Annotated in this window: 24 protein-coding genes; 9 read left to right on the top strand and 15 right to left on the bottom strand. The window is 31.1% G+C overall.

The genetic code is table 11. The features are described 5' to 3' along the window. Positions 1-125 precede the first annotated feature (125 nt). The 8 genes from B0A81_RS16505 (at position 126) to B0A81_RS16470 (ending at position 6,623) form a co-directional block, all read left to right on the top strand. Positions 126-716 carry a hypothetical protein gene (locus B0A81_RS16505; protein ID WP_089059041.1) on the top strand — a complete coding sequence of 197 codons (591 nt, stop codon included), beginning with the start codon at positions 126-128 and terminating at the stop codon, positions 714-716. A gap of 26 nt (positions 717-742) precedes the next feature. Continuing rightward, positions 743-1,267, top strand: a complete 525-nt coding sequence (locus tag B0A81_RS16500; protein ID WP_123922202.1) for a hypothetical protein — start codon at positions 743-745, stop codon at positions 1,265-1,267. 12 nt (positions 1,268-1,279) lie between these two features. Beyond that, positions 1,280-1,867 (top strand): hypothetical protein, encoded by a 588-nt coding sequence (locus B0A81_RS16495; RefSeq protein ID WP_089059039.1) that lies wholly within the window; start codon positions 1,280-1,282, stop codon positions 1,865-1,867. A gap of 103 nt (positions 1,868-1,970) precedes the next feature. Further along, on the top strand, positions 1,971-2,528 hold the full coding sequence (locus tag B0A81_RS16490) for a hypothetical protein (protein ID WP_089059038.1): 558 nt from the start codon (positions 1,971-1,973) through the stop codon (positions 2,526-2,528). Between the two features lie 60 nt (positions 2,529-2,588). Beyond that, positions 2,589-3,029: a hypothetical protein gene (locus B0A81_RS16485; protein WP_089059037.1), complete on the top strand. Its 441-nt coding sequence runs from the start codon at positions 2,589-2,591 to the stop codon at positions 3,027-3,029. Positions 3,030-3,403: 374 nt separating this feature from the next. Next, positions 3,404-3,679 carry a hypothetical protein gene (locus tag B0A81_RS21565; RefSeq protein WP_123922201.1) on the top strand — a complete coding sequence of 92 codons (276 nt, stop codon included), beginning with the start codon at positions 3,404-3,406 and terminating at the stop codon, positions 3,677-3,679. 3 nt (positions 3,680-3,682) lie between these two features. Next, positions 3,683-4,276 (top strand): DUF2931 family protein, encoded by a 594-nt coding sequence (locus B0A81_RS16480; RefSeq protein WP_089059036.1) that lies wholly within the window; start codon positions 3,683-3,685, stop codon positions 4,274-4,276. Positions 4,277-4,787: 511 nt separating this feature from the next. Continuing rightward, positions 4,788-6,623, top strand: coding sequence for a type VI secretion system baseplate subunit TssF (locus B0A81_RS16470; protein WP_089059034.1), 1,836 nt, complete (start codon positions 4,788-4,790; stop codon positions 6,621-6,623). A 58-nt stretch (positions 6,624-6,681) separates the two neighbouring features. Here the strand turns inward: B0A81_RS16470 and B0A81_RS16465 are convergent, their stop codons facing one another. From B0A81_RS16465 to B0A81_RS16430, 8 genes are all read right to left on the bottom strand, one after another. Continuing rightward, entirely contained in the window at positions 6,682-8,466 is a 1,785-nt protein-coding gene (locus B0A81_RS16465; protein ID WP_089059033.1) for a cytochrome-c peroxidase, read from the bottom strand. Positions 8,467-8,535: 69 nt separating this feature from the next. Beyond that, positions 8,536-10,017: a PhoX family protein gene (locus B0A81_RS16460; RefSeq protein WP_089059032.1), complete on the bottom strand. Its 1,482-nt coding sequence runs from the start codon at positions 10,015-10,017 to the stop codon at positions 8,536-8,538. Positions 10,018-10,178: 161 nt separating this feature from the next. Beyond that, positions 10,179-10,805, bottom strand: a complete 627-nt coding sequence (locus B0A81_RS16455) for a 3'-5' exonuclease (RefSeq protein ID WP_089059031.1) — start codon at positions 10,803-10,805, stop codon at positions 10,179-10,181. Between the two features lie 2 nt (positions 10,806-10,807). Then, on the bottom strand, positions 10,808-12,730 hold the full coding sequence (locus B0A81_RS16450; protein ID WP_089059030.1) for a DUF294 nucleotidyltransferase-like domain-containing protein: 1,923 nt from the start codon (positions 12,728-12,730) through the stop codon (positions 10,808-10,810). Positions 12,731-12,884: 154 nt separating this feature from the next. Beyond that, a complete protein-coding gene (locus B0A81_RS16445) occupies positions 12,885-13,658 on the bottom strand; it encodes a TerC family protein (RefSeq protein WP_089059029.1) in 774 nt (257 codons plus the stop codon). Between the two features lie 25 nt (positions 13,659-13,683). Then, positions 13,684-14,055, bottom strand: coding sequence for a DNA topoisomerase IV (locus tag B0A81_RS16440; RefSeq protein WP_089059028.1), 372 nt, complete (start codon positions 14,053-14,055; stop codon positions 13,684-13,686). A 111-nt stretch (positions 14,056-14,166) separates the two neighbouring features. Then, complete coding sequence (locus B0A81_RS16435) at positions 14,167-14,742, bottom strand: DUF1572 family protein (protein ID WP_089059027.1); 576 nt, start codon at positions 14,740-14,742, stop codon at positions 14,167-14,169. Between the two features lie 12 nt (positions 14,743-14,754). Then, positions 14,755-15,105: a winged helix-turn-helix transcriptional regulator gene (locus B0A81_RS16430; RefSeq protein WP_089052407.1), complete on the bottom strand. Its 351-nt coding sequence runs from the start codon at positions 15,103-15,105 to the stop codon at positions 14,755-14,757. A gap of 99 nt (positions 15,106-15,204) precedes the next feature. Here B0A81_RS16430 and B0A81_RS16425 point away from each other — a divergent pair, with 99 nt between their 5' ends. Continuing rightward, positions 15,205-16,041 (top strand): DNA alkylation repair protein, encoded by an 837-nt coding sequence (locus B0A81_RS16425; protein ID WP_089059026.1) that lies wholly within the window; start codon positions 15,205-15,207, stop codon positions 16,039-16,041. A gap of 15 nt (positions 16,042-16,056) precedes the next feature. Here the strand turns inward: B0A81_RS16425 and B0A81_RS16420 are convergent, their stop codons facing one another. The 7 genes from B0A81_RS16420 to B0A81_RS16390 form a co-directional block, all read right to left on the bottom strand. Further along, positions 16,057-16,629, bottom strand: coding sequence for a pentapeptide repeat-containing protein (locus B0A81_RS16420; protein ID WP_089059025.1), 573 nt, complete (start codon positions 16,627-16,629; stop codon positions 16,057-16,059). Further along, the gene (locus B0A81_RS16415) at positions 16,617-16,931 is read right to left on the bottom strand and encodes a type II toxin-antitoxin system RelE/ParE family toxin (protein ID WP_089059024.1); all 315 of its coding nucleotides are present in this window, start codon (positions 16,929-16,931) and stop codon (positions 16,617-16,619) included. Before B0A81_RS16415 ends, B0A81_RS16420 begins: the two co-directional genes overlap by 13 nt. Then, positions 16,916-17,146 (bottom strand): hypothetical protein, encoded by a 231-nt coding sequence (locus B0A81_RS16410; protein ID WP_089059023.1) that lies wholly within the window; start codon positions 17,144-17,146, stop codon positions 16,916-16,918. The genes B0A81_RS16415 and B0A81_RS16410 overlap by 16 nt, the downstream gene beginning before the upstream one ends. A 27-nt stretch (positions 17,147-17,173) precedes the next feature. Continuing rightward, a complete protein-coding gene (locus B0A81_RS16405) occupies positions 17,174-17,395 on the bottom strand; it encodes a DUF6095 family protein (protein ID WP_089059044.1) in 222 nt (73 codons plus the stop codon). Positions 17,396-17,473: 78 nt separating this feature from the next. Continuing rightward, positions 17,474-18,286 (bottom strand): N-acetylmuramic acid 6-phosphate etherase, encoded by an 813-nt coding sequence (gene murQ, locus B0A81_RS16400; protein ID WP_089059022.1) that lies wholly within the window; start codon positions 18,284-18,286, stop codon positions 17,474-17,476. 429 nt (positions 18,287-18,715) lie between these two features. Further along, on the bottom strand, positions 18,716-19,384 hold the full coding sequence (locus B0A81_RS16395; protein ID WP_089059043.1) for a ZIP family metal transporter: 669 nt from the start codon (positions 19,382-19,384) through the stop codon (positions 18,716-18,718). Positions 19,385-19,472: 88 nt separating this feature from the next. Beyond that, the gene (locus tag B0A81_RS16390) at positions 19,473-20,237 is read right to left on the bottom strand and encodes a class I SAM-dependent methyltransferase (protein WP_089059021.1); all 765 of its coding nucleotides are present in this window, start codon (positions 20,235-20,237) and stop codon (positions 19,473-19,475) included. Between the last annotated feature and the right edge of the window lie 114 nt (positions 20,238-20,351).

The following is a 20,351-nucleotide window of genomic DNA, read 5'->3' as shown; positions in this document are numbered from 1 at the left end:
TCGTGCGGTAGCGGGGGAAATGATATTTCCATATACTCTTTTTTACTATAAAATAAAAAAAAACAGGCGTTGACGAATACATAACATACATAGATTCAGTTTTTATAAACAAGTAGAATGAAATTATGAAATACATATATAAATATATTTTAATAATACTTACACTCTTTTCTTGCCAACAGAAAAAGCCAATTATTGTTGAACAAATAATTTCGAAAGAAGTTGTTACAATATTACCTAATTTAAAAAATCCATCCATAAAAGATAGCGTTGTAATATCGGTTCCAATTGAATTTAAAGTTACAATGAATTCTACTGTTGACTATGTTGTTTGGCTTTTTAGGATTAATAATAAAACCTTATGGGATGATGTAATAGACTATCAAGTTTATAAAAAGCAAAACAAAACAAAATCAATTTATCAATTAGATTCTGATAAATCATTAATTGACAAACCAATTGGTATAATCATTAAAGAACGAAATCACTTAATTTCGAAAACTGATGCTAGAAAACTATTAAGAAAATATAATCAGAATTGGTCGTTGGATAATTTGAAATTTGGAGATACAATAAAATTAGTAACATACGATAAATTTAGAAAGGAAAACAAAATATTGATTGATGATTTTGAAAAAGTAAAAGATTCTATTCACTTTAAAGCTGTAAGAGGTGAAAAAGAAAATTTTTATGTAGTTAAAAAAATCAATTGGTAAGAAAAGCAAAATGATGAATAAGCCAATTGGATTATTTTAAACAGGTTGAGGTTCGTAATGCACTGTTAAAAAATGCTGAAAAATTGAACTTCATTTTAAATTGTATAGATGTCGTTAATTTCGGGATGGATGGAAAAATGGAAACTTTAACAACTATGTTTGTTCCTTTAGACTTTTTGAATGCTGTCGTATATCCAAGTATTAGTAAGCCTATTGAAGAAATATGGGATAATATTGTGGTACATGATGTTGAACAAGCAAAAGACAACGGTCTTCGAGGAATTTATGAACTAGCAAAAGGAAAATTATTTAATGAGGAAAGATATGGAAATTATGAATGTACCAAAGTAAATCAAGAAATACTTAATAAAATTCTTCGTAGAGAAATCAAATCTTTAGATAATTGGCAAGTTTTACAAAGAGAGCAAAAAGAAACAATGGAACATTATGAATATGAAGAAAGTTTGATTTATACTGTTCTTCATTACTCAAAGACAGATGAAAAAATAGATAGATTAATAACATATATCGATACTATTTTTATAAACTAATACATAACATTTATGAAATATTTATATCTATTTTTATTTTTAACATTATTCTCTTGTAAAAGTGACCCGATTAGTATTAAACAAATTCCTTGTAAAGAAATAGTGATCTTAGAAGATAATTATCGAGATCGTAAGATTTTGAAAGATAGTTTTCGAATTAGTATTCCAATAGAATTTGAGATACTAATCAATTCATCAAAAGTTAAATATATTACTTGGAATTTTCGTGTTGATAATAAAATTCTAGATAAAGATTTTTATGATTATGATTTTTATCTTAAAGAAAATACACTAAAAAGAATATACCAACTTGAATCTGATTTTTTATCAAATAATAAAAAAATTACGGCTATTGTCAGAGTAAATAACTATTTAATTTCTAGAACAGAAGCGTTAGAATTGATAAGGAAATATAATGTAAACAAATCGTTAGATGACTTAAAACCGAATTCTTTTATTGAATTAACAACTTATGACAAATTTAGAATGGAAAATAAGTCAATTATTAATGAATTTAATAAAACTGCTGATTCAATCAGTTTTAAGGTAGCTAGGGGGGAGAAATATTTTTTCTATTTAAGCAAAAAAATAGATTGGTAAAGGTTTATGTAAAGACTATTACACTAATAAGTAGAACTAAAAAAAACAACAATTCAACAAGATATAGTAACATATTTTACAAAGAAATTAAAGGCTAAAAAATATGAAATTTATAATTGCACTCGTGTTTTTAACACAACAGTTCGTTTTCTCTCAAGAAAAAAAGATTGATTATTTACCTCTAAATAAAGAGAATTTTCACGTTAGACTTAACTCAGTAACTTATAAGTTTTCTGTTCTAGCTAGTAAATATAAAAACCGTTATGATCTCGCTCGAGACACAATACTAAAAGAAGGAAATTATATAATTAAATACGACAATTTTTTTACAAAATTTTCAATAAATAAAGCTGGCAAAATTGACGGAAAACTTGATGAAAAGTTTATAAAGCATGATAAAACATATACAATTAAATACATAGTGAGAGATGGCTTTGTAAATAAAGCTACTTTATATGATTCTAATAATAGTTTAATTCATGACAGCGATGTTTATTATTGCGAAGACATTATTGAAATAGTGATGATTACAGCAAATGGTGAGAAAAAAATAACAATTGAAACTCCCGATACTACAGAGATTAGAAAATATGATAAAAATGGCATTTTTTTAGATGAAGAAATATGGAATAAAGCTGGAATAGGTGGTCCAGGGAAATAAACGTACAAGATTAATAATAAACAAAATACTTAAATTCTAGTTTGATAACCTTATGCAAGTATGACCACAATTTTTCTTTATACTAGAATATCATCAAGCCTACCTTGGTTTTTTGTAATATGTATAGTTTTAATCCGCATTACTGCATATTTTATCGGAAAATATCAACTTAATAAATTAATAAAAAAAGAGAAAACAGAACTAAATTATTTTAAACGGCATGGAGATAAAATTGTTATTAGATATGATGAGTTATTGTTAAAAACAAACTGCTGGATAGAAAATGAAGAAGATTTAGAAAAAATATCAGATAAAATAAGTCGAAATCTAATAATTTTAGAAAAAACGCATAGAGGACATCATTTTAAAATAGAATATGAAATTTATATGGAGCCCGAAATATTAAAGATGAAACTTGCATTAAAATATGAATTAGACTTTTATTACAATTCCAATAATTTTGATGATAATCTGCTGGATTTTGAATTTTTATTTAAATAAAACTCCTACTGGTGTGAGCGTCCCGCTCGTGAATACAAAGTTTATGTAATAGAATTGAATTAAGTCAAGTGCACAAGGGAAACGCTCGCGCCAGCGGGGATAACCCGATAGCATAACCCGATAGCGCGGATTTGTAATCCGTGCCCGTAAAGATTGGTGATTGGTTTTCTATTTTAAATAAAATAGTATATGATTCTTTGTAGCTTTTGTCTTTGATAATTTGTGTTGTGCCTTATTCTTGAGGGCACGGATTACAAATCCGCGCTATCGGAATTATCCCATGAAATGCAAAATGTAATAACATGAATTTATACGCTTTAAAAATTAAAATTGTTCAATCAAATCGGTAATAAATAATAGTTTAAATAATAAAAATGAAATTAGTCATAACAATCTTTTTACTAATATTAATTGCTATATCTGTACAAACCTATTTTTTTAATGGAGATTCACATTCTACAGAGGCTGTTTCTTTTGGGACCATTATAACAATGGATATATTACTGATATTCGTTTATATTCGGGAGAGCGAGAATTTATTGTATAGAAGAATCATAGGGGCATTATTAGTTTGTTTTGTTATTATTTCGGTCATTTGTTGGATGTTGTTTTTGTACGTAATGGGATTGAATACAGCTTTTAGAAATTGAATTATGAAGAAGGAAATAATATATAATTTAACGAATAAATTGCTTACAGTAATTTTATTAGTAACAATAATTGCAAATGTTTTTCAATTTTATAATTATAAATCATACGAAAGATTTGATTGGACAGGAAGTGTTATAAGTAGTAAAGGAAATATTGTACAGGTTGCAGTCTGTGATTTTAAAGGAAATGATTATCATATTAATAAAGATAAGATACTAAATGAGGGTTGGGACCAAATAAATGATTGTAAAGAAAATATGAAGAACAGCTTCCTTCCTGATAGTCTTTCCATAACATGGTTTTCTTACAATGAACAAAAATTTTATAGTGGTAGCTTTGCTTTACCTACTGAAATTATCCTTACAAAAGCGACACAAATAGGTGTTCTTCCAAGTATTAAAAACGATTATGATTTAGATAGAGTTCTTCATTTTATTGCTGAAGTTCAGCCAAAAGGGAAAGTTGCAGTGTGGATACAAAAATCTAATAAAAACGACAAGGATTCAAAGCTTAAAATTGGAATATATCAAGCCAAAGAAACAAAAGCAACTTGGCATATCTTTGATTATTCAGAAACCGACAAAAATACGCGTTAGCACGAGCGTTTCCCCCGCTACCGCACGAATCCTTTCGTGTGGAGGTATGTTGATAAAGTCTAGTTTTTAATAAAAGAGGAATGATAAAAAAACGTATTCAATTTCTAAACAAAAAAAATAAGTTTTTCTTGTGTTTTTTTTAAAACTGCAAATAAAACTTATCATAATTGTATTTCTTTTATGCAGTTGTACACACAATAAATTTTCAGGCTATGTCTATGATTTTGATACAGGAAAACCTATTCAAAATGTTGTTGTAAACATCAATGGCAATAGTACGAGCACAGACAGTATTGGGTACTTTGAGATAGAGGCAAACATAAATTCTGATTGTGTTATTAGTTTAAAACGGCAGGGTTATGTTATTAGGACCATGTTTCGAAAACCAGATTTTTTGGGGAAAAGTAAAAATAGTAAAATAAAAAAAAGTACTATTTATATGTTTAAGAGCGATAGTGACCTCTAAATAAAATCATTCAGTAATTCTAAATAAGTTTAAAGAAGTTAAGCAATGAGACAAGAACGAATAAAAGACAGAGTATTAAAAAGAGCAGCAAGATCATGGGGATTTTCAGATGTTGAAATGGAAACTTCATTTGATCCTGTAGTAGCGATGATGCTGAATGCATTATCGTATGAACTCGAAAAAGTGGCTCATGAACTCGAAGATTCTAAAACCCGTATTGTAGAAAGAGTTTTAGAAATTATGTTTCCAGAAGTAACATCAGGAGCAAAACCTTCAAGAGCGATTGTTCATGCGTTGCCAATCGAAAATAATATCAAAGTTTCTCTGCAAAATCAAATGACAGCAAACAGAAGAATTCATAATATTTATAATCCATTGGCGCCAATTACAAAAGAGATTGCACTTGCTCCAACTCTCGAAGTAAAGTTGTCAACCTGCGAAATAAAATATGTTGCTTATGAAAGAAATCTGTACCAAATCTCCAATCTTTTTTACAAAGATCTTGTTAGAGATTACAATCATACGCTGCCATCGGGAGAGATTGTTTTAGGAATTGAATTAGGCGACCAAAAGGTATCAGAGCTTGAAGATTTAATGCTGTATATTGATATTAAAAATACCCACCAGAAAGAAATGTTTCATTATTATTTAAAACAAATGAAATGTTTTATTGATGATAAAGAAATAGAAGTAAAAGAGGGGTATAATGTACCTCTTAATAATCTTGATGTTGAAGGTATTATTAATAACAATTATTCTAATCTTACTGAGGTAATGCAGGAAGTAAATGCATTTTACTTTGATAATTTTTATACTTTAAAAGGAGTTTTAAAATATAAAAATATAAAAGAGTATGCGGCTGAGTATAAACCATTTGAAATAGTAACAGATAAAGGTGAAAAACCAGTAATTTGGTTAAAAATGATATTTCCAGAATCATTAGTTCCTCAAATTATTGATAATGTTTCTTTTACAGCAAACTGTATTCCTGTAATTAATAAAAAGAAGCATACACTTAGTAAGCCACTAGGAACTTTTTTATCTTATATTGCTTTAGACACAAAGAATGATATTTTTCTTGATATAGACGCTGTTGTAGATGGATTGAATAGGCATTACGAAATAAAAGAATTTAAAGAAGGTATTTTAGAAGAGGGAAATGCAGTATTAAGAACTGGAGGAGTTTCTAGGTTTGATTCTAGAACAGCTTCTGAATTGCTGCAAAACGTTTTAGATTTATTAAAAGACGAAAGTTCCTCTTTTGCAGGTTTAGGAAAAGATTTTATGAATAGTTCGTTGATTGAAATCAATCAGTTATTGGCTTCAGTCGAACAACAGGCCAAGGAACGTAATTTTTCTAAGAATAATGATCCTTATTTAATGATTAAACCCAAAGAAGATGAATCAATAGGGAAAGGATTTAAGATTAGTTATTGGTCTACATGTGCAGAAGAAGGAAATGATATTAAGGCAGGAACTGTTTTGGAATGTAAAGATGATTTATTTTTTGTAAGTCAGACAACAACTCTAATGACCAATACAGCCGGCGGTTTAAATAAACAAAGTAACAAAGACAGAATTCTGGCGTATAGAAATGCTTTACTGACCCGTGGTAGAATTGTAACATTTGCCGATATTAAAGCCTTTGGATTTAGTCATTTTAAAAGTTCAGTTGAAGATATTAAAATCGAAAAAGGCACACGAAAAGAAATTTCGGTAAAAGCAGGTTTTAGCCGAACAGTTGATATTTATATTAAAACAAATCCTGAGGAGAAACAACATTTGTCGGATTCTGAATGGAGTTATTTATGCGAAAGCTTTATGAAGAATCTAAAAAACAGATCTTCAAATGTGTTTCCGTATCGAATGTTTGTTGATTAAATGTAAAACGGCCAAAAGATGATTTTTGGCCGTTTTTTTTCTAAAAATTATTTTGGTTTTACTGGTATTTCTTGTCCGTAAGTGTTTTCATAAAAGCAACAAGCGCTTTTTCTTCCTTTACAGTTAAATTCAATTTATCAAAAGGAAGCGTTTGGTTTTCTACTTCATAGCCTAAACCTTGTCCGCCTCCTTTATTGTAAAAAGAAACTACTTCTTCGAGGGTTTTAAAAACGCCGTTGTGCATATATGGAGCTGTAACTGCGGCATTTCGTACAGTTGGAGTTTTAAAGGCACCAACTAATTGCGGCATTTTGTTATACAGATAACGACCTTTATCCGGGCTTAATGTTTTTCCTGAAGCTTCATTTGGAGTTCCAATAACTTCATGCTCAGTTTTAGAATAACTAGGCGGAACAGTTCCGTTAAATAATGGCGTAAAATGACAAGTTGCACATTTTGCTTTTCCCATAAAAAGATTCATTCCTTCTATTTCTTCATTGTTAAGACTGTTTTTATTCCCTCGCATATATTCATCAAATCGAGAATCGAATGCGTTTAAAGAACGAACATAACTAGCAATAGCATTTTGAATCTGCCAAGCTTCAGGTTTTGAAGTTTTTGGATATGCTTTTTTGAACAATTTTATATAATCTTCGTCGAGCTGAATCTTCGCATGAATATTTTCGATAGAACCATGCATCTCATCTTTATTTTGAATAACATCTACACTTTGTTTTTCTAAATCTAATTGGCGCATATCCCAAAATTGAGCATTTTGTAAAGAAGCGTAGGTTAGAGTAGGAGTATTTCTGGCTAAATTGGAACCAGTCAAAGAAACGTTTGTTTTTAAGCCGTCTGTAAATGCTTTTTCAGGATGATGGCAAGAGGCGCAGCTTCGATCATTGTTTTTAGAAAGACCTTTATCATAAAATAATTTTTCTCCTAAAATGGATTTCTCTTTCGTGAAATTATACTCATCAGAAAGTACAAAAGCATTAACATCAAACGCATCTTTATCAAATAAAGTTTCAATAGCTGGGTTTAACGGACTACTCTTTTTTACATTTTTAATATTTTCTTCTTTCTGAAAAGCTTTTATATTTTTTGAAATCGGATTTAGATATTCCGTTATAAAAAAGGCGCGATTAAAAGCATTGAAATTATTGTTTTCAGTACAGTACTTTTGCGCTTTTAAAGTCAATTTTTTCAGTTCTGATAATGACGTATTACCCGCGTTAATTTTTTCAAGTGATTTTGGAATTACAATCAAGCTTTCGGCCGCTTCTGGAATTGAAGATTGTAAAATTGGACTGTCAAAACCTGTGATTCCTAATGTAATAACCCTAAATACATTTTGTTGAACAGCATCGAGAGCATAATCGTTACTGATTGTAATAACTTCAAAAGTGCTTTTCAGCTGTTTAATATTGGACTGAAAAATATTAAGTTCTTTGATTAAATCAGGATTATTTTCAGCATCATATTCTGGATAAATCATTTCTTCGATAACCTGAAAACCATGAGGTTCAAATGATCTGTTTTCTTCAAGTTCCATTTCGTCTAAAGCTGGACCATTCATAAATCTTGCCGTTTCAGGCGCAAAGTATTCAATTGCCCATTCGACTTTTTTATAAGCCAGACGTGATTGTTTAAACTGTTCAACAATTTCTTTTTGTGATGAGGTATTTGTTATCAGCTTCTGAAATTGTAAAATTTCATTGTTTAACTTGGTCAAGTCAACTAATAAATCTTGTTTTATAGTCGTTTTTGAAACTTCATTTTTTTGACATGAAAAGAAGAAAGAAAGTGTCAAAAGTAGAAAAGTAAAGTGCTTTAATTTCATAATAGTATTGTAATAGAAACAACCCTTATCTAGAAAATAAGGGTTGTTGATAGATTTTGGCTGTATTTATTATCGTTGTACGTTTCTAATAATTACAGTTTGCCCTCCTTCTTTGTTAGTTTGAGTTCCAGAACCATCAGCGTTTTTAAACGCATCACTCTGCCAAGTGTGAGGGTGAATATTTACGGTAAAAGTATCAGGAACACCAATGATGTCAGATATATCTTCCATTGCTCCAAATTCCCAGCTTCCAAATCTCATTTCACCAGTTTGGTTGTAAAGAGCATTCCAAGCCGTATCCGTTCTTTTGTGGTTCATGTTTAACCAAGGTTTGTTTTGTTTTGTAGCGATATTGTATTGCCAGATGTACGAATCGTGTTTAGCATCAGTATAATAACTATCACCATCTTCTTGAATGTAAACGAAGTTTTCAGTTACACATAAGTTATCTGGGTTAATGATTCCAGTTCCTGGAGTACTATCACCTTCAACAGCCAATTCTAAAGTTCCTTTTAGCGGATCTGCAGCGTCCATTTTTAATTTATAAACTCTTCCCCACATTGTATATCCGTCAACAGGAGCATTGTTTGTTGCTTGGCCAGTTGCTGTAAAATAAACTTCTCTGTTGTTGCTTGCGCTTCCTTTTCTGTAATCTACGTCTTCAACTCTTGAAAAACGAATTGCTTTTAAGTCATTAACAGTTGTATTAATTACAGCTCCAGTTAAGTTTTTCGCATTCGGGATTTCAACAAACTGAACAGGATAAGAATTGTTTAGTTTCATTGTAGTTTCTACTTGATTCCCGTCAGTTCTTTTTAAAGCATATAATTTACCATTACTTAAATCTCCAACAGTAGAACTCATATACATAATCAATTGTCCTGCACTTACGTGTGAAGTTGCATACGATTGATCTTCTCCAATAAGGATAACAGTTTTCCCTGGATAAGCTTCTTTAGGAAGCGGAACTGCATTTTCCATACTTGCTTTTCCTAAAGCTGGTAAAACTCTATCTGTTCTGCTTTTGTCTGATGATTGTCCTAACGGATTAATTCCGTGAACCATACTTTCTTGTCCGCTTTCTCCTGCAGTTAAAAAGATAGGGCCAAATCCGTGAATTTCTGGTGTTGCTAAAGTTGCAGAACATAAACGAGTTAAACCTCCAACTCCGTCAACAAGATAATCTCCTTTTACAGGTTTAAAAGTTTTGTCTAAATAAACTCTAGAAACTGATTGCAGGATTTCATGATTTGTGATCATAATATAACCTTCTCCAGTTGGATTTTTCATTAATCCAGCACCATCAGGCTGTGCACCGTAAACAAATTTAGGAGAATCTGGAAGAACATCAGAACTTGCAATTAAAGTGCTAATTTTAAGGTTTTCAAAACCTGCCATCGGAAATACAAAAGCAGGAACTTTTGAGTGTGAAGTAAAATCGATAGCGGCGTTTACATCTTTAGATGAATCTTTGTCGTCATTTTGGCAGCTAATTACAGAAAGTCCTGTAATTCCAAGCAATGCAACTGATTTTAAAAAATTAGTTTTCATATTTGTTTTTGTTTTTTTGATTGAGGCAAAGCTATCCTCGAAAAACAAAATATATGTTACGCTAGTTTTTTCTTATTGCTAATAAATAATAAGTCAAAGATTACTAAATGGTAAATTATTACGTCTAATGTAAATTTTAGAGTGTTAATAAAATCTTAAAATTATTTAAAAAGCTGATTTAAAGAAATTTCTTTTTTCTCTTTTAATTTTTTTACAATTTTCAAAAAAGCAATCGCGGTGATGTAAGCATCACCTAAAGCAGTGTGTCGGTCTTTTTTTGAAATATCAAATTTATCTGCAAGATCGTCTAAAGTATAATGATCTTTACGTTCAAACAAATGAGATTTAATTAGTGTTTTCTTGTACAAATGCGCTGTATCTAAAGTTTTATTAGTTAACTGTGGCAGATTATTTCTTTCCAAAGCTTTGTTAATCATAGTGATATCAAAAACGGTATGATGTGCTATGATAATAGAATCTCCTAAAAAAGTTAAAAACTGCTGTAAAGCCTCTAGTTCACTTGGGCGTTGTAGAACAAAATCTCTTAATATTCCATGAATTTGCGCAGTCGATTTGTCGTAATGATCTTGCTGAAGATAAATTTCCAGTGTTTCCTGAATAGAAATTACGTTGTTTTGCAACACTAAAGCACCAATGCATAAAATTCGATCATTTTCGTAGTCGAATCCTGTTGTTTCAGTATCCAAAACTACAAATCGTGTTTCTTCGATAGTGATGCTTTCGTCGAAGAGTTCGTCGTCTTTTTTCCAAAAATTAAATAAACCCATCGCTATACTAAATTTGAAATATTAAATCGTATTGAGATAAGTTCTTGAAGTTCTTTTATAGTTTTAAAAGTACGTTTCAGTTTAATTTTTTCCATTTTAGATAAAGATTCCAAAGCAATAAATTGTCCTGAATCATGATGTAAAAGTCCTTGTTTGGTTCTAAATTTTAATAAAGCTTTAAAGGAGTAGGAACAGGATAAATAAAGTTCTCTGTTATTAGGTTCTAATTCTGCCAGTTTTTCAAAACGCTCTGCAGTATTGCTGATTGATTTAACAGAATGTGATAAAATTAATACTCGTGCAGCATCCGTTAAAGGCATTAAAGCTCGTCTTTTAATATCGAAATTATCTTTGTTTGCGCCGTCTTGCTCTACAAGAAACTGTCTGAAGAAACCTGTTGGAGATGGGTTTTGCAATGCACCGCTTACTAAATGGACATAAAATATTGGATTAGCTTTTATATCTTCAAAAATAAAATCAGAGAGCTGATTCGCAATTTCGGCATCGCCATAAGTTATATTATAATCAAAGAAAATAAACGACAGTAAAACCTCATTTTTTCCTGGATTTGTAATCCAGTGATGCACTTGAGCCTTCCATTCATCAAGGCTCATACACCATTTAGGGTTTGAAGCCATCATTTCGGCAGGACAGTAATCGTAGCCAATATCAAATAAACCTTTATTGACCAATGCAGCAAACTTTAAAAAATAAATTTTAGTTTCATCTTTAAAAACATCTGAAACATTTTCATATACAATTGCATTGTCTTGATCTGTATGCAGCATTTGTTCTCCTCTTCCTTGACTTCCAAGTGCGAGCCATGCAAATTTTACCGGGGGCGGACTGCTCATTTTTTCAATGCAAATTTCGATTACGCGTGTTGTGCAGGCTTCATTGAGTTCTGTTATGATTTTAGAAATCAATGTCATCGGAATGTTTTGATCTAAATACCCTTGAAGAAGCTGCATAATGCGGTTTCGAATAGGCTTTATTTCTTTAGTTTTTTTAGCTCTTTTCAAAGCTTTAATCAAAACTGCTGGATTATTTCCAAGCGCAACCATTACATCATGTTTCGATAAAATTCCAACTGCTTTTGTATTTACAGTTCCATCTTTGGTAAGACATAAATGACTGATATTGCTTTTCATCATCGCCATTTGAGCCTCAGTAACGGTCATTTTTTTCGGATACGTAATTACTGGTTTTGTCATGATTGTTTCGGCAGTAGTCATGATTGAATAATCTCCAGTAACAATTTTATTGCGAAGATCTTTATCAGTCAAAATACCAATTGGCAGCATTTCGTCGACAATCAATATGGCGCCTACTTTTTTATCGTTCATGATTTTGGCAATATCCTTTACCGTTGTGGATGGACTGCAAGTGACAATTTTTTTAGAATATTTTATTGGCGCTAAATCAAATGAATCATTATTGGAATGACGGTTTTCATTCAATAAATCATCATCGCCGTATAGTTTGTCTTTATGAATATCAGAATAAGGATTTTTAGTATTTGAAGCATAACTTTCAATCAGGAAATTACCAATATTTCTATTTTCCAGCGCATAAGGCTTAAATACGGCTATTGGAATTGCATACAGAATAGTTTCTTCATGTGCCACAGCTTCCATAATATAATTTTCCTGTGCTAAAAGCGGACGTAATCCAAAAATATCACCTTCGTCACACATATCTAAAACAGTGCTTTTTTGACTCTTTTTAAGTGCAACTGCTCCTTTGTGAACTACATAGAAGGAATCATGAGCTTTTTCATTTTCGGCAAAAATAACGGCATCTTTATCTTTATAAACAATAGAGATTTGTTCCGAAAGCTTTTCGAGATCCATTGGATGCAAAAAATTAAAAGGAGGGAAGTTCTTTAAAAAGTCGGCAACTCTTTGTGAAATGGTATTTTTCATGCGTCAGATTTGAAATCTAATGTACTATATAAAATAGAAATGTAAAAGAAACACCTGATTATTATTTTGGTTACAAAGGTGCAAAGGTGAAGAGGTGAGAGGAAGTTTTTAAAAGTATCAAAAAAAAAGTCCCATTCTTGGGACTTTTTTATGTTTATGCTTGTCTTTTGCGGATTCTCATATTAATAAATTCCACAGCAAGTGAAAATGAGATGGCAAAATATAAATAACCTTTTGGTACAGCACCAATGTGTTCACCTGCAAGAGCAGCGTTTGATAAGTGCATACTTTCTGTAATTAACATGAATCCAATTAAGATTAAAAACGAAAGTCCTAATATTTGAATTGATGGGTTTTTGTTTACGAAGTTTCCAACAGGAACAGCAAATAACATCATAACGGCAACCGAAATAATAACTGCGGTTATCATAATAGTCAATGCGCCGTGTACACCATTTGTCATTCCAACAGCAGTTAAAATGGAATCCACAGAAAATATTAAATCGATTAATAAAATCTGAACAATAACATTCGAAAATGATTTTTTTGCAGCTGTTTTAATTGTTTTTTCTTCTTCGCCTTTATGATCCACTTTTTCGCTGATTTCTTTGGTGCTTTTATAAATTAAAAATAAACCTCCAAGGAATAAAATAACGGCTTGTCCAGTAAAATCACCTTCAAACCAACCCCAATGAATGCTGAATATTGTCGCTTTCATAGCAATCAAATAAGAGATTCCCATTAATAAAGCAATACGCATGAACATAGCCAGAAATAAACCTATTCGGGTTGCTTTTTTACGATCTTCTTCAGGCAGTTTTCCAGTAACAATAGATATAAAAATGATGTTGTCGATTCCTAAAACAATTTCAAGAAAGGTCAGAGTCAATAAGGCAATCCAAGCATCAGGATTTAAGAATATTTCCATATCAAAGGCGTTTATTTATATTTATTTAGTCAATTTTAAAAACTGTACCGCGTTGTTTTTCTTCAGATCCAACCATACCAAATTCAAATGTATAAGAATCTTTTGTAGTGGTTAGAATTTTCATGCTGATTGCTTTTTCTTCAGCCATGTTTTTTGGGTGTTTTTTTTGCAGTACATATTCGCAGTCGCTCACCCAGCGAATAGTCGAAGTATCTGTTTTTCCTTCAAATGTTTCGATTTCAATATTTTCTTTGCGCTCAAAAACCGTAGTTTTTTTTACGCCGTTTACTTCAAACTCAAATTTGAATTTCCCGGTTTTAAAATCTTTACAATTGTGTTCGGCATTATAACATGATACCAGCGCCAATACTGGAAGTAAGAATAGTATTTTTTTCATTTAATTTTAATTATTGCGAAGTAGATGTTTATGATTTTGTACGTATGAATTATTTGAATATGAAGATCAAATCATAAATCAAAAATCGTTATTCATCATTCAAAAATCGTTTCATTTCAATTTATTTAATTCATCATCGGTAAAGTTCTTAATTTCTTTCTCTTTGGCAAACTTTTCGGCATTGTAATTTCCTGATTTATTCTTTGGAATGGATAAGCTGTCCCAAGAACTGTTTTTTAGTTGTTTAGCATAAAAAATAATCTGCCCAACATGATAAGGATAATGTGCAAGTTGTCTATTTATGGCTTCGATAACGGTATGACCTTCATTTCGAATATAAATAATATCTGAAAGCTGTTCTGGTTTTAGGCTGCTCAATGCATTTTCCAGACATTTCCAGCCTTTATTCCAAACTTCTAAAACCTCTTGTTTTGACTGTAGATCATTCTCAAATTCTGAATCACGATTTCGCCATTCCTTCTCACCGTCAGAAGTTAAAAAGTCTGTCCATCGCGAAAGCATATTTCCCGAAATATGTTTTACAATCGTGGCAATACTGTTAGTATCATCATTTGTTTCAAAAAAAAGTTGTTCAGGTTCTAATTGATTGATCGCTTTTTCGCCAAGTGTTTTGTAATACAAAAATTGTTTTTTAACACTTTCTAAATAAGATTCATCTGTTTTCATGATTTGCGTGTTTTAAGATTGAAGCTCAATTTTATTTTCGGAAATCAGTAATTTCCCCCAATCATTAAGTTTCCATAGTATTTCGACTAATTGTTCTCCAGTTTCGGTCAAAGTATATTCAACACGCGGAGGAAGTTCATTAAAAGAATGTTTTATCAATATGCCGTCTTCTACCATTTCATTTAACTGCTGATTTAAAACGCGTCTGTCTACTTTAGCAATGCCGCGTAAAAATTCACTTGGTCTTTTTTTTCCGTCATTAATCTGCCAGACAATTGGAATTTTCCATTTTCCGCTGATACAGTTTACAGCAATTTCTAATGGACAAATTTTATTTTCTGTGTTTCGTTCCTTTGTTTGCATAAAATTGACTTTTGTGTCACTATGGGGTAAAAATATGCGGTATTGCCAGGCTGATTCAACTTACCGATCTTTACAAAAATAGTCAAAATTTTAAGCAGAATGAGCGAATTAACGAATCAAATTGAAACATTGAATACAACCATAAAACGTAAAGGAGCACGATCTGCAAAAGATATTCCGAGTTCTATTTTAGAGCAGCTTAATAAAGGCGAAATTGAATCGGCGAATTTGGTAGAATGGCTTGCTGTTAATCAAACTGTACTTCTCGAAAACCTCTTGAAAGAATTAAATAGAACGGAATATTTGGAACCTATTTTAATAGATATTAATAGTTTGAAAAAGCAAACAGTTAATACTATAAATGAAGCAATTGGAACTGGAATATTAAAATTGTCTGCTTTAAATAATGATTTAAGCATCCTGTCAGATATTTCTAAACATAAATCAGATTTAGTTAGATGCTGGTCAGCATATACAATAGGAAAAAATCCAAAATATACAATTGAGGAAATGTTAGAAAAAATTCAGTTTTTAGCAGCCGATAAGCATTTTGGAGTTCGAGAAATTTCATGGCTGGCTGTCCGTTCAAATATTGTAAAGAATTTGGATAAAAGTCTTGAAATTCTATTAAAATGGGCTTTAAATGAAGATGAAAATATCAGACGTTTTGCAACCGAAGCAATTAGGCCGCGAGGAGTTTGGTGCGAACATATCGAAGCGCTTAAGAAAAAACCGGAATTGGCTTTGGAAATTTTAGATTCTCTGAAATCTGATCCATCAAAATATGTTCAGGATAGTGTAGGGAACTGGCTTAATGATGCCAGTAAATCGCGACCAGATTTTGTTAAGGATTTATGCAAAAAGTGGCAAACAGAAAGCACTGTAAAAGAAACAGCTTATATTATAAAGAAGGGATTGCGAACAATTGAAAAATGAAAGTTGAGCCGCTATTTATACAATCTTGATATCGTATTTATCTAAAAGTCCAATGATTCCCTGAGTTGAGAATTGAGCTTTTCGCATTGCATTAAATTCAGGATCGATTTTGTAATTGTAAGCAGTTCTAAAATCAACTGCTGCCAGTTGGGTTTCATTAAAAATAGCACCGTCTAAGTTACAATTGTCAAAAACAGAACTGGTTAAATTAGTTCCAACAAAAGTTACTTCTTTAAGTGACGAATTAATAAACTTTGTTTTTGGCATTTTTTTATTAGCAAAAGAAGCGTAATCTAAAGCACATTCTTCAAAATGAACTTGAAATAAAAAATCGTCACATTCGTTAAAAGCAATTCCTAAAAGTTTGCAATTTCTGAAAGTCACATTTTTTAAACTCGTTCCTGCTAAACTTGTCATAGATAAGTTGCAGTCAATAAATTCGCAGTCTAAAAAAGTATTAGAGTTAAAATTACTATTCGAGAAATCACAATTTTTAAACACACAATCTTCAAATTCACGATTGTTTATTTTTTTATCGATGTAAACAACTTTTTCGAATGTTTTTTGAATGTGAATTAGACTTTCCATAAATGTTTTCTCGGTTTTTGTGCATTGTGACGCACTCGAAGTATATAAATCGTATCTTCTGTAACTTGGTAAGAAACAGCGTAGTCATAAACAGAATAAACTCTAAAACTGCCATCATTATTGATTTTTTGTTTGTCAAGTTTGTAAACTTCTGATTGTGTTTTTAATATATCTGTACTGTTAAAAATTGTATTAACTACTTTGTCAGCTATTTTAATGGATTTACTTTCAAAGAAAATATAGAAGTGAATGTCTTCTAGCTGGTTCAAAGCATCGCTTGACCAGATTATTTTCTTCCCCATTTTTTGGCTATTTCTTTTGCTTCGTCTTCAGTATAAAAATTACCTTTTTTTATATTATTCAAGGCATTTTGGATATCTAAATTATAAGCAGCATCTGAGTCAATTGTAGAATTGTTTACAGATTGTAAAAGATGTTTTAATTTTTCAACAAACGAAGGGTCTTTAACTTTATCAATTTCTTGATGAATCCAGTTTAATTCTGCTTGAATGTCCATAGTAAAGAGTTTTAGTAAAGATACAAATTAGTCATTAAATATACCTTTCATTATTGTTTTCAATCCGTAGAAAATTAAAAACATAGAAGCTAAGCAAGCCACAATTCCAATTCCTAAAACCAAATAGTGCCAATTGGTATGTTGATTCATAAAAGCATTGTAAATCAACGAAGGTCCAAGAAACATTAATGGCAGAGCGCCAGTTAAATATTTGATTCCTTTTCCTAATAATTGTTTATTTGTAGCCATTTGTGTGTTTTTTGTTTCAAGTTTCACGTTTGAAAACTTGAAGAAGTTTGCGGTTAAAAGTACCACAAAGATTTTTTTTTATTTATGATAATTATCAACAGCATTTCTTACGCTGCCATATTTTTTTAGTAATTCTGATGCTTCATCGTATGAAACAGGGATTTCACCCATAATCATTTTAACACCTCGATCTACAAGTTTAACATTACTTAACTGCATATCGACCATTTTGTTACCTCTTACTTTTCCAAGCTGAATCATTGCAGCTGTCGAAATCATGTTTAAAACCAGTTTTTGTGCGGTTCCAGCTTTCATTCGCGAACTACCGGTAATAAATTCAGGACCAACGACAACTTCGATTGGAAACTTTGCTGTTAATGCAAGCGGACTTCCAGCATTGTTGGTAATACAGCCAGTAACAATATTGTTTTGGTTACAAGCTTCTAATCCTCCAATAACATAAGGAGTTGTTCCAGAAGCAGCAATTCCAATTACTACATCATTTTGATTAATATTGTAAGTCTTTAAATCAATCCAAGCTTGTGTTGGATTATCTTCTGCATTTTCGACTGCTCGTCTTATAGCGGTATCACCACCTGCAATTATACCATTTACTAAATCAAAAGGAACACCAAAAGTAGGCGGACATTCTGATGCATCAACAACACCAAGACGTCCTGAAGTTCCCGCACCAATATAAAATAATCTGCCGCCAAGTTTCAATTTTGCAACTATTTTTGGTATCAAAGCTTCTATTTGAGGTAAAGCTTTTTCTACTGCATAAGGAACAGTTTTATCTTCTTGGTTGATATTTGATAACAATTCATGAACAGACATTTTTTCTAAATGTTCATATTGTGATGAGAGTTCAGTCGTTTTTGTAAATGTCATTTTAGTGTTATTTAGACCAGTCAAAATTAATATTTTTTTATTTTAATCAAGAAAATTACAACACAAAGTCACAAAGATTTGTAATCTTTTTTTATGCTCTATTTTTTATCAATAAAGACTGTTTGTCAGAAGTTTTGTTACGCGAATGAGAAAAGTAATATGGTTGAAAAGTTAAGATTAATAAATAAACTAGACTTACTAGCTGGAATATCTAGGATTTTGGTTCGTAATCAGCTTCTTTTTTGATGAAAAGCCAAAAAAGAGGAAGGCTTTATTTCTTTATCGGTTATTTAAAATTTCATAAATGCCAAGAATATTCAGCGGTATTATTTTAGAAACTTAATACTAAAAAGCAAGTAGGAAAAAGCATCATTTTAAATAATGAAAGATGATGTTCAGCTGCTAAAAAGGAAGCAAAATTTCATGAAATTACAAGAAAAATGCTAGTAAGATTCCGAGTACAATCATAGAAACTTTGGCAACATTAAACTTATGTCCTTCGCTGCTTTCAAAAATAATAGTCGATGAAATATGAAATAATATACCAATTACAATTGCGGTAATTTCAGTATAATATTCATTTAAAATTGGCAGATATTCAGAAGCAACAGTTCCTAAAGGTGTCATTACGGCAAAAGTAAGCATGAAGGCAAAAATGGCTTTTTTGTCTAAATCGGCATTGATGAAGAATGTTGTTAAAATTACTGCAATTGGCAAATGATGAATAGCAATTCCAAGGGCTAAATCATGATGATGGCTTACCGGAAAACCTTCTAAGAAAGCATGAATGCAAAGACTTATAAAAAGCAGCCACGGAATTTGCGACATTTTTGCATGTCCATGAACATGTCCATGTTCTGCGCCTTTTGAGAAAAATTCAAGTACAATTTGAAACAAAATCCCAAGCATAATAAAAATCCCAATATTATGATTGTGAGATTCATAAACTTCGGGCAAAAGATGCATTACCGTTAATGATAACAAAAATGAACCGCTGAATGCCAGCAGTAACTTTAAATTGGTTTTGTTTTTAGGTTTTAAAAACAAAGCCACTATATATCCTAAAAGTACAGAAAATAAGGGTAGTAAATAGTTCATTTCGTTTCGTGTAATCGTTGATTTGTTTAATCGGTTAATTGTTTTTTGTTTAGCGATTAAACGGTTAAACAATTAACGATTCCCCAATTTATTTAAAAATCATGATTAATCGTTCGCTTTCAGTTTTATGGAATTTTTTGAGTTTGTAATCTCCAAAAATATCTAACAGAAAAATTCCTGCTTCATCCATTAAATCTTGAAAGTCTTTCAAAGTTAATGCTTTTACTTTTTCTGTAAAATGATATTTTCTGCCTTGATCTTCAAAGTCAATTTCTTTGAAAATATGTCCATCTTCAACATATCTTTTAATATGAAAATCGATTCCGTCAACTGTTTTTACTTCTTGAGGAACTAAAGTTTCAATAACCTGATTTACGTTCATAAAATCGATTACCGCAAAACCATATTCAGACAAGCTTTCTTTAATAGCTTTTAGCGTAGTCAAATTATCGTCGTCACTTTCAAAATAACCAAAACTGGTAAAAAGATTAAAAATGGCATCAAATTTTTCGTCAAAAGGTTCACGCATATCGTGCACTTTAAAGTGCAGTGATTCATTACTGTTTTTATTAGCTTCAGCAATACTGTTTTCAGATAGATCAGCACCTAATACATTATAACCAAGTTGGTTTAAGTATATGGAATGTCTTCCTTTTCCGCAGGCTAAATCAAGCACCTTAGCTTTTTCAGGAAGATTAAGATAATGAGTAAGATTATCCATAAAAACCTGAGCTTCTCGGTAATTTCGATCTTTATAAAGAATGTGATAATACGGAGTATCAAACCATGAAGAGAACCAGTTTTCTGTATTACGATCCTGATTTGGTGTTGATGAGTTTGGTGCTTCAGACATTTATTCTATTTCATTTAATTTAAAGTACCGCAAATTTAGTGTATTTTTGCCGAAAAATAACTATTTCGCAATGATACCTAAATATTATCATTGCATAATGTAGAGATGCACCAC

It is taken from the genome of Flavobacterium plurextorum (genome assembly GCF_002217395.1).
GTDB classification, from domain to species: Bacteria; Bacteroidota; Bacteroidia; order Flavobacteriales; family Flavobacteriaceae; genus Flavobacterium; species Flavobacterium plurextorum.
Note: the sequence above shows the minus strand (reverse complement) of the source record. Positions and strands in the feature narration are given on the sequence as shown.